We start from the raw sequence: 9,209 nt of genomic DNA, 5'->3' as shown, positions 1-9,209 counted from the left end.
TCTCAACTTGCTCAGACGCTTGTTGATCTTCCAGTGCCGGACCAAAACGATCCAATGCAGTTAGCTGTGAATAAGTCATTTCAGGGCGACGAAGAAGATCTTCACCGCTCGCTTCACGAGACATTGGTGTTTTAAGAATTTGGTTCAGTTGATCAATATCTTCAGATTTAGGATTAATCCACGTTTCTTTCAGACGTTGACGCTCTTTCTCCATGTTTTCTACTTTCTCATTGAATCGAGCCCAACGAGCGTCATCCACCAAGCCAAGTTCACGTGATTTTTCCGTCAAACGGATATCAGCGTTGTCTTCACGAAGGAGCAAACGGTATTCCGCGCGAGACGTAAACATACGGTAAGGTTCTTTGGTGCCCATCGTCGATAAGTCATCGATAAGAACGCCCATGTAAGCTTGATCGCGACGCGGGCTCCAGCCTTCTTTGCCTTGAGTAAACAAACTTGCATTGAGACCTGCCATCAAGCCTTGTGCAGCTGCTTCTTCGTAGCCAGTGGTACCGTTGATTTGACCCGCAAAGAATAGACCTTTAATAAACTTAGTTTCGTAAGTCAGCTTAAGGTCGCGAGGATCAAAGAAATCGTACTCAATCGCATAGCCAGGGCGAACGATATGAGCATTTTCAAAGCCCTTCATCGAACGAACAATTTGAACCTGTACATCAAACGGTAGGCTGGTAGAGATACCATTCGGGTATAGCTCATGAGTCGTTAGACCCTCAGGTTCGATAAAAATTTGGTGACTGTTCTTATCAGCAAAACGCATCACTTTGTCTTCAATCGAAGGACAGTAGCGAGGGCCAATACCTTCAATCACACCCGCGTACATTGGGCTGCGATCTAGGTTAGCGCGAATAACGTCATGCGTATTTTCATTGGTATGCGTGATATAACATGGAATTTGACGAGGCTGTTGAGTTCGGCTACCCATGAACGAGAAAACAGGCGTCGGGTTATCACCGTGCTGAACCTCAAGCTCAGAAAAATCAACGCTACGCGCATCGATACGAGGGGGTGTACCTGTTTTCAGGCGATCAACTCGGAATGGAAGATCACGAAGACGGTCAGCAAGTGCGATCGATGGTGGATCACCGGCTCGACCACCAGAAGAACTTTCCATACCAATATGGATCTTTCCGCCTAGGAAGGTGCCAACAGTCAGTACCACAGCATCAGCGCGGAACTTAAGGCCCATCTGCGTCACCACACCGACCACTTGATCTTGTTCAACGATCAAATCATCAACCGATTGTTGGAACAAAGTTAGGTTTGGTGTGTTTTCAAGAGTATTTCGAACAAAAGCTTTGTAAAGTGCGCGGTCAGCTTGTGCACGAGTCGCACGAACTGCAGGGCCTTTTGATGCGTTCAATGTTCTGAACTGAATACCTGCATGATCAATAGCTTGCGCCATTAATCCACCCATTGCATCGACCTCTTTAACCAAATGGCCCTTACCGATCCCGCCAATAGCTGGGTTGCAAGACATTTGTCCTAACGTATCGATATTATGAGTAAGTAATAACGTACTTTGACCAGTACGTGCAGATGCGAGTGCGGCTTCCGTTCCTGCATGGCCACCACCAACAACGATGACGTCAAATTTTTCGTGATAAAGCATGAACCAACCTCAGGTATTCAAATGTTTTCTAGACAGATAAAAAGGAGCGATATTCTACCTGTTTTCATAGCTTGAGAAAACGTTTTTGGAATTTTTCGAAAAAGCAGTTTTTAATTAATATAGATAAGATCTTTAAAGAGATCTTTTATTAGATCTATTATTAGGATCGAGGGTGTCTGTGGATAAGTCAAAAATGATCAACAAGATCATGGATCTTTTTTGGATCAAACCATGTGATCTAACTTTGATCATGATGAGGATTAGCTGGGATCAAAATGGCTACTTATTCACAGGGAGAAATTAGTCTAAAACTTGTTATTTGGATAACTATAGGTTAATCACCGTATATGTATGATCTTATCCACAGAAGAAATTGAAAATAAATGGATAGTTTTTAATTTTTTTGGAAAAAAGTTATTCACAATCACGATATTCAGAGGCAAAAAAAGCGGCATAAGCCGCTTTTTGGGATATAGGAGAGTTTAAAACTGGTCACTATGATCGTTAAACCATGCTTCTGCAGCGTCTTCAGGTACCGGAGTTTCCAGTACATCGATGGTAAAACAGTCAGAAATAGGGTGGGCACCGAGCTCTTTCAGCAAGCTGTGGACTGATTTTCCCGCCAAACAGAAGGTATCGTAACTTGAATCCCCAAGCGCTACGACAGCAAAGCGAATCTGACTTAAATCTGGTGATTGCTGGGTCAATGCGTCGATAAACGGCTTAATATTATCTGGAAACTCGCCAGCACCATGAGTTGAAGTCACTAACAACCAAAAGCCTTGTTGGGGAATGTCATCGTATTCCGGCTGGTTATGAAGGGTTATCTCTTGACCTTGCTCTTCAAGAAGATCATTAAGGTGATCGCCAACGTACTCAGCACCACCTAAGGTACTGCCTGTAATAATGTGGATCATTAAACTGTCCTTACTAAAGAAAAGGCCAGCATAAGCCGGCCTTTAAAGATTATTTGCCAATACAGAATGAAGAGAAGATGCGACCTAATAAGTCATCTGAACTAAATTCACCCGTGATCTCATTAAGATGTTGCTGAGTGATTCGAAGCTCTTCTGCCAAGATCTCTCCGGCCATATAACCTTCAAGCTGTTGTTGGCCGATGTCCAAGTGCTCTGATGCACGTTCTAAGGCGTCTAAGTGGCGGCGGCGCGCCATAAAGCCACCTTCATGACCACCAGCAAAACCCATGCAATCCTTGAGGTGGCTACGCAGAGCGTCGACACCTTGGCCTGTTTTTGCTGATAAGCGAATCAGGGTTGGATCGTTAACATGACAAATGCCTAATTCTTCACTGGTTTGATCCGCTTTATTACGAATTACCGTCATTCCGATGTTGTCTGGTAGACGATCAACGAAATCTGGCCAGATATCTTGCGGGTCAGTTGCGTCTGTTGTGGTGCCATCGACCATAAATAAAACTCGGTCTGCCTGAGCAATTTCTTCCCAAGCTCGTTCAATACCAATTTTTTCTACTTCATCTGAAGCATCACGCAGGCCTGCGGTATCAATAATATGCAGTGGCATACCATCAATATGGATATGTTCACGCAATACATCACGTGTGGTGCCTGCAATATCGGTCACAATTGCAGATTCTTTGCCTGATAATGCATTCAATAAGCTCGATTTCCCCGCATTTGGGCGCCCGGCTATCACGACCTTCATGCCTTCACGCATGATGGCACCTTGATTGGCTTCTTGGCGCACGGCTTCCAGATTGTCGATGATAGCCTGTAAGTCAGCACTTACTTTACCGTCGGCAAGAAAATCAATTTCTTCTTCAGGGAAATCGATAGCCGCTTCAACATAGATTCGTAGGTGTATCAGTGAATCAACCAGCGTGTTAATGCGTTTAGAGAACTCACCTTGTAGAGACTGTAGTGCCGATTTTGCCGCCTCTTCCGAACTTGCATCAATTAAATCAGCAATGGCTTCGGCTTGCGTTAAGTCCATCTTGTCGTTCAAGAAGGCACGCTCTGAGAACTCACCAGGACGTGCAGCACGCACGCCTGTGATAGTTAGGATGCGTTTGATTAGCATGTCCATAACCACTGGTCCGCCGTGACCTTGCAGCTCTAACACGTCTTCGCCAGTAAACGAATGTGGGTTAGGGAAGTAAAGCGCGATACCTTGGTCGAGTTCGATGCCATCCTGAGATTTAAACGGCAGGTACTCCGCATAGCGAGGCTTGAGTGTTTTGCCTGTTACTTCTAATGCAACCTGAGTGGCCAGTGGGCCGGAAACGCGGATAATACCTACGCCACCACGGCCAGGCGCGGTCGCTTGAGCAACAATCGTATCTGTAGTCATAGTTGTGCCTGCTAGCATGTGAAAGCCACAATGGGGCGTTCACGATTAATCAATTAGCTGAATTGTAATCAGCTAAAAACAAAAAGGCGACCTTTTGGTCGCCTTTCTTTATCTCTTTCTGTTATCGAACTTACTTAGAATGTAAGCCTTTCTTTTCCAGCGCGCGATAGATAAGCGTTTGCTGAATCAGAGTTACGATGTTCGATACTAGCCAGTAAAGAACCAGACCTGAAGGGAAGAACAGGAAGAAGAATGTGAACATAACCGGCATAAAGGTCATGATCTTCTGCTGCATCGGATCCGTTACAGTTGTCGGGCTCATCTTCTGGATTAGGAACATTGAAGCACCCATCAGAAGTGGCAAAATGTAGTATGGGTCTTGTGCTGAAAGGTCAGTAATCCAACCGAAGAACGGTGAATGACGCAGTTCAACTGACTCCATTAGTGCCCAGTATAGTGAAATGAAGATAGGCATTTGTAGAAGGATAGGTAAACAGCCACCCAGTGGGTTTACTTTTTCTTTCTTGTAAAGCTCCATCATTTCTTGGCTCATGCGTTGACGGTCGTCGCCAATACGCTCACGCATTGCAGTCAGCTTAGGCTGAAGCATACGCATTTTCGCCATAGACGTGTACTGAGCTTTCGTTAGTGGGTACATAGCACCACGAACGATGAACGTTAGACAGATGATTGCCAGACCCCAGTTCACAACGATGCCTTGAATGAACGAAAGCAGAGTATGAAGTGGTTTAGCAATGAACCATAACCAACCGTAGTCAACTACTAGGTCTAGGTTTGGTGCAACAGCAGCCATTTGGTCTTGAAGTTTAGGACCAACCCAAAGCGTTGCTTTAAAGCTTGCTTCGTCGCCAGTAGCAATGGTTTTGTTCGGCATGCGAACACCGATGTCGCCAAGGTTACCAATGACACGAGTGTAAAGGTTGCTGCCTGCTTCGTCGCGTGGAATCCATGCACTTGCAAAGTAGTGCTGAATCATCGCTGCCCAACCTTGACCATTTGCTAGGTTAAGAGACAGGTTGCGATCTTGCATGTCGTCGAAGCTGTATTTTTTATAGCGTGTATCTTCCGTAGAGTAAGCACCACCACGGTAAGTTGGCATTGTTAGGCTACCACCGTCGTCCATAACGTTCTGACGTAGGTGAGCGTACATGCCGAATGTCGCGTTGTTACCAGAGTTGTTGACTACATCGTATTCAACATCCATTGCGTAGCTGCCACGCTTAAGGACGAATGTTTTCGTGTACTCAAGGCCGTTCGCTTGGTAAGTCATCGGGATGCGTAGTTCATCCTGACCATCAGCAAGTGTGAAGCTATCTGCTGAAACTGTGTAGCTGGGGCGGTTTGTGCTGCTTAGGTCGATACCTTGAGGACCCACTAGACCGCTTTGAGCGATAAATTGGTGACCTGGTTCGTTCTTAAGAAGAACAAAAGTATCTTCAGAATCGAACTCTGCAGAGTAATCATTTAGATTTGCTTTAACGACATCACCACCAACCGTATCAATTGACAGAGTCAGTACATCAGTTGTTACTGTGATAGTTTTTGCAGAAGCAACTTGGCCCGGAGCTGGGTCTAGATCATCTGCATAAGATGGCGCTGGTAGGGTGCTGCCAGATTGTGCCTGCTCAATCGCTTGTGGAGCCGGGTTCTTAGCTACATTCCATTGTTGGAAAAGTAGGAAAGAAACCAAAGCCAATGCGATTAACAGGATATTACGTTGAGAATCCATCGTTATTTATCTCTGTCTTGTTTTTGGACTGGTGGAACGGGGTCAAAGCCCCCTTCGTTCAAAGGATGGCATTTTAATAGACGTTTGCCTGATAACCAACACCCTTTTACAAAACCGTGAGCTTTCAACGCTTCTATCGCATATAAAGAGCAGGTTGGAGTAAATCGGCAGCGTGGGCCGATGAGTGGACTAATAAACCATCTATAAAAATAGATGGGTATTAGCGCTATCCACGCGAAGGGCGAGACAGGCGAAGCCATAATTTGTCGAGTAGCTTGAACATTTCTTCATTGCTTAAATCTTGCGCGCTCTTTTTAGCTATTACAACATAATCTTTGTTAGGAAGTTTGTGTTGAATGTTACGAAAGCTTTCACGAGTAAGACGCTTGAATCGGTTACGACCCACGGCGGTTTTAATCTGTTTTTTCGGAACGGCTAATCCAAGGCGAGGATTTGAAAGAGAGTTATTTCGGGCAATGATGGTGAAATGAGGGGAGCCAGCTCGATGAGCTTGCTTGAAGACATTCTGATAATGTTCGGGAGTTAACAAGCGTAACTCCCGACCGAAGGCTAGCTTATTCAAAATAATCAAAGATTACTTAGAAAGACGCTTACGGCCTTTTGCACGACGTGCATTGATTGTTGCGCGACCGTTCTTAGTAGCCATGCGAGCACGGAAACCGTGAGTACGCTTACGCTTTAGAACTGTAGGTTGAAAAGTGCGTTTCATTGTAATTACCTTACTGATCAGTAGTTTTAGGTTTTTGTTAAACCCGGCGTGGGCATTTTTTCTCTTCTTTATATAAGAAAGGAAAACCGACGCCTCTCAACAAAGAGGCGGAATTGTAATCACTGTCACAAAAAGTGTCAATGATTGGGTTAACTAAAATTCCGGTCGGGGGATTATACGTAGAATAACTAAAATCACAAGGATCCTTAGTCGATCCCAACCTTATTTAAGAATTTTTTTAATTTTGGATCCTGTGGATTACCAAAAATATCCTGTGGAGATCCTTGCTCGACAATGTGGCCATCGGCCATGAAGATCACTCGGTCTGCGACCTCTCTAGCGAACTGCATTTCATGGGTAACCACCAGCATAGTTTGATGCTGATTTGCTAATTTTTTCATGAGGTTAAGTACTTCACCAACCCATTCAGGATCGAGCGCTGAAGTAGGCTCATCGAACAACAAAAGCTCTGGTTGAAGGGCCATTGCTCGGCCGATCCCAACGCGTTGTTGTTGACCTCCAGAAAGCGCAGCAGGGTAGCTATCTGCTTTTTCTCCTAGACCAATATCATCGAGTATTTGTTGCGCTTTTTCATGGGCTTGCTTCTTTTTCCAACCACGAACGGTAATCAAACCTTCAGCAATATTCTGCTTTGCAGTTTGGTGAGCAAATAACGCATAGTTTTGGAATACAAAACCGGTCTTACGGCGCAGTGCCAGCACCTCTGCTTTGGTATGTTTCTTAGCATCAACCTTGATATCGTCAATCGAAATCGTACCTTGATCGGCTTGCTCGAGAAAATTTACGCAACGTAGCAGTGTGGACTTACCTGTTCCACTCGAACCTATGATGACAATTATCTCACCTTGTTTGATTTCAAGGTCGATCCCTTTCAATACTTCGGTGTCACCAAACTGCTTGTGGATATTTTGTAATTTGATCATCGTACATACGCCTTATTCAGTTTCACTTCGGCCCAAATTTGAATACGAGTGAGGATAACGACCACGCCCCAATAAATCAGCGCTACAGCTAAGAAAGCCTCGAAGAAGCGGAAACTTGAAGACGCTTCCATCTGAGCTTTGGCCATGATTTCGGCTACACCTAGGGTGAATGCAAGTGAAGTCGATTTGATCATGTCGATGAAGTAGTTCATCAATGAAGGCAATGCCACGCGAGTTGCTTGCGGTAAGACGACTCGTCGCATTGCTTGGCTAGTTGTCATGCCTACAGACAAACTGGCTTCCATTTGGCTGCGATCAATACCAATAATCGCGGCACGAATACTCTCTGCCATATAAGCGGCAAAGTGAAGGGTTAAACCAATCACGGCCGCGCCAAACGCATCGAGTCCAACCATCCACGGAAATACCTGCGGTAGGCCGTAGTATAGAAGGAACAACTGTACTAGCAGCGGAGTTCCGCGAAAGAAGCTAATATACAGCTGACTCAGTTGATCGAGCACTGGGATTTTGAATACACGAATATTTGCCAATATCAAAGACAGGATAAGAGCAAAGAACAAACCCCAGGTCGCCATCTCCATGGTTGTGCCAAGATACTTCAGCAGTATTGGCAGTAGCTCTAGCATGTAATTAAAGTCAAATCCCATAATCTATCTCGTATTTTTATTGGAAGTGTTGTTTGGAAATACTGTTATATCAGGCTTTTTAATCTGAACTCAAAAGCAAAAAGCCCACCGCTGTGTAAAGCAGTGGGCTTTGAATGGAGAAAGTGAGTAATTACTTATGAGTAATATCCGCACCAAACCATTTCTGAGAGATACTTTCTAACGTACCATCTTCGCGCATTGCTGCTAATGCTTTATTTACTTCTGCTTGCAATTTTTTACCGTTGTCGTTGTCAACGAAAGGCCAAGCGTTTTCAATTGTTTCGAATGGTTGTCCCGCTAGCTGTAATGGTAGACCTGTCTTCTTGATAAGTTCTAGTGCTGATAGGCGATCCATAACGAACGCATCTGCACGGCCAAGAGCGACATCATGCTCAATACCTGTATCGTAGGTTTTCACATTGATTTTGCCATCTTTGTCGTAGCTGCGCAGCAGTTGCTCAAAGTTTGAGCCAAGGTTTACCGCAACCGTCTTACCATCTAGGTCTTCGATTCCTTTGATGCTGTCATTACCTTTACGAACGGTAATTTGTGCGCCGTCTACTACGTAAGGGTCTGCGAAAAGATATTTCGCTTTACGCGCATCCGTCATTGTAATTTGGTTTGAAATGGTATCAATTCGACCCGTTTCAAGAAGACCAAACAGACCAGAGAAGTTTGCCGTTACGTATTCAACGTTGTAATCGTTACGCCTACCGATCTCATCCCATAAATCCACTTCAAAACCTTGTAGTTGGTCTTGTTTAACGAACGTAAACGGGAAATAGCGACCAGACATACCGACTTTAACTTCAGTCGCAGCTTGAACAGTAGCAGCAGAGAGTGCGATAGCCGCAATTGCAGCCTTAATCCAGTTATTCATTTGGTAACTCCTTATATTTATGGGATTGGATGTTACTGGGAAAATGCTCTCTAGAATAAATAACCAGATGTTATTAACCATAACCAGATTGAATTCCCATTTTGGGGATAACTAGCAAGGATCCGGGCATAAGTGGATCATTATGTGAGTAAATTAGGGGCAAGATGTGTGGATCCACCGATAAATTACAAATTTATTGTGAATAACTTGGATCTTATTCACTGGATCTGTGATCAATTGCTGGTGATCTGACTTATCAACAGGTAAAATTAGCAGTCA

The 9,209-nt window shown here is 44.5% G+C and carries 10 protein-coding genes; all 10 read right to left on the bottom strand.

Annotated elements, in window-relative coordinates; all coding sequences use genetic code 11:
- The coding region (gene mnmG, locus IQO02_RS00785) for a tRNA uridine-5-carboxymethylaminomethyl(34) synthesis enzyme MnmG (protein WP_228005984.1) at window positions 1–1,630 on the bottom strand (1,630 nt) is incomplete at its 3' end.
- 482 nt (window positions 1,631–2,112) lie between these two features.
- A complete protein-coding gene (mioC, locus tag IQO02_RS00780) occupies window positions 2,113–2,547 on the bottom strand; it encodes an FMN-binding protein MioC (protein WP_010433198.1) in 435 nt (144 codons plus the stop codon).
- A gap of 49 nt (window positions 2,548–2,596) precedes the next feature.
- Window positions 2,597–3,958: a tRNA uridine-5-carboxymethylaminomethyl(34) synthesis GTPase MnmE gene (mnmE, locus tag IQO02_RS00775; RefSeq protein WP_029203022.1), complete on the bottom strand. Its 1,362-nt coding sequence runs from the start codon at window positions 3,956–3,958 to the stop codon at window positions 2,597–2,599.
- A gap of 130 nt (window positions 3,959–4,088) precedes the next feature.
- Window positions 4,089–5,708, bottom strand: a complete 1,620-nt coding sequence (gene yidC, locus IQO02_RS00770; RefSeq protein WP_010433191.1) for a membrane protein insertase YidC — start codon at window positions 5,706–5,708, stop codon at window positions 4,089–4,091.
- 2 nt (window positions 5,709–5,710) lie between these two features.
- On the bottom strand, window positions 5,711–5,968 hold the full coding sequence (yidD, locus tag IQO02_RS00765; protein ID WP_004735802.1) for a membrane protein insertion efficiency factor YidD: 258 nt from the start codon (window positions 5,966–5,968) through the stop codon (window positions 5,711–5,713).
- Window positions 5,935–6,258 (bottom strand): ribonuclease P protein component, encoded by a 324-nt coding sequence (gene rnpA, locus IQO02_RS00760; protein ID WP_016767542.1) that lies wholly within the window; start codon window positions 6,256–6,258, stop codon window positions 5,935–5,937. The genes yidD and rnpA overlap by 34 nt, the downstream gene beginning before the upstream one ends.
- A 45-nt stretch (window positions 6,259–6,303) precedes the next feature.
- Entirely contained in the window at window positions 6,304–6,438 is a 135-nt protein-coding gene (rpmH, locus tag IQO02_RS00755) for a 50S ribosomal protein L34 (protein ID WP_004735800.1), read from the bottom strand.
- Window positions 6,439–6,644: 206 nt separating this feature from the next.
- Complete coding sequence (locus tag IQO02_RS00750) at window positions 6,645–7,382, bottom strand: amino acid ABC transporter ATP-binding protein (protein ID WP_010433180.1); 738 nt, start codon at window positions 7,380–7,382, stop codon at window positions 6,645–6,647.
- Window positions 7,379–8,050 (bottom strand): amino acid ABC transporter permease, encoded by a 672-nt coding sequence (locus tag IQO02_RS00745; protein WP_010433176.1) that lies wholly within the window; start codon window positions 8,048–8,050, stop codon window positions 7,379–7,381. Before IQO02_RS00745 ends, IQO02_RS00750 begins: the two co-directional genes overlap by 4 nt.
- Before the next feature lie 130 nt (window positions 8,051–8,180).
- Window positions 8,181–8,930 carry an amino acid ABC transporter substrate-binding protein gene (locus IQO02_RS00740; protein WP_016799610.1) on the bottom strand — a complete coding sequence of 250 codons (750 nt, stop codon included), beginning with the start codon at window positions 8,928–8,930 and terminating at the stop codon, window positions 8,181–8,183.
- Window positions 8,931–9,209 lie beyond the last annotated feature (279 nt).

Source organism: Vibrio sp. OPT24 (assembly GCF_015163545.1).
Taxonomy (GTDB): Bacteria; Pseudomonadota; Gammaproteobacteria; order Enterobacterales; family Vibrionaceae; genus Vibrio; species Vibrio cyclitrophicus.
This window is presented reverse-complemented; position numbering and strand designations above follow the sequence as displayed.

What these genes read in the sequence shown, in the direction of transcription:
- mioC (WP_010433198.1), bottom strand. Translation starts at nt 2,547, where the DNA reads ATGATCCACATTATTACAGGCAGTACCTTAGGTGGTGCTGAGTACGTT.
- mnmE (WP_029203022.1), bottom strand. Translation starts at nt 3,958, where the DNA reads ATGACTACAGATACGATTGTTGCTCAAGCGACCGCGCCTGGCCGTGGT.
- yidC (WP_010433191.1), bottom strand. Translation starts at nt 5,708, where the DNA reads ATGGATTCTCAACGTAATATCCTGTTAATCGCATTGGCTTTGGTTTCT.
- yidD (WP_004735802.1), bottom strand. Translation starts at nt 5,968, where the DNA reads ATGGCTTCGCCTGTCTCGCCCTTCGCGTGGATAGCGCTAATACCCATC.
- rpmH (WP_004735800.1), bottom strand. Translation starts at nt 6,438, where the DNA reads ATGAAACGCACTTTTCAACCTACAGTTCTAAAGCGTAAGCGTACTCAC.
- IQO02_RS00750 (WP_010433180.1), bottom strand. Translation starts at nt 7,382, where the DNA reads ATGATCAAATTACAAAATATCCACAAGCAGTTTGGTGACACCGAAGTA.
- IQO02_RS00745 (WP_010433176.1), bottom strand. Translation starts at nt 8,050, where the DNA reads ATGGGATTTGACTTTAATTACATGCTAGAGCTACTGCCAATACTGCTG.
- IQO02_RS00740 (WP_016799610.1), bottom strand. Translation starts at nt 8,930, where the DNA reads ATGAATAACTGGATTAAGGCTGCAATTGCGGCTATCGCACTCTCTGCT.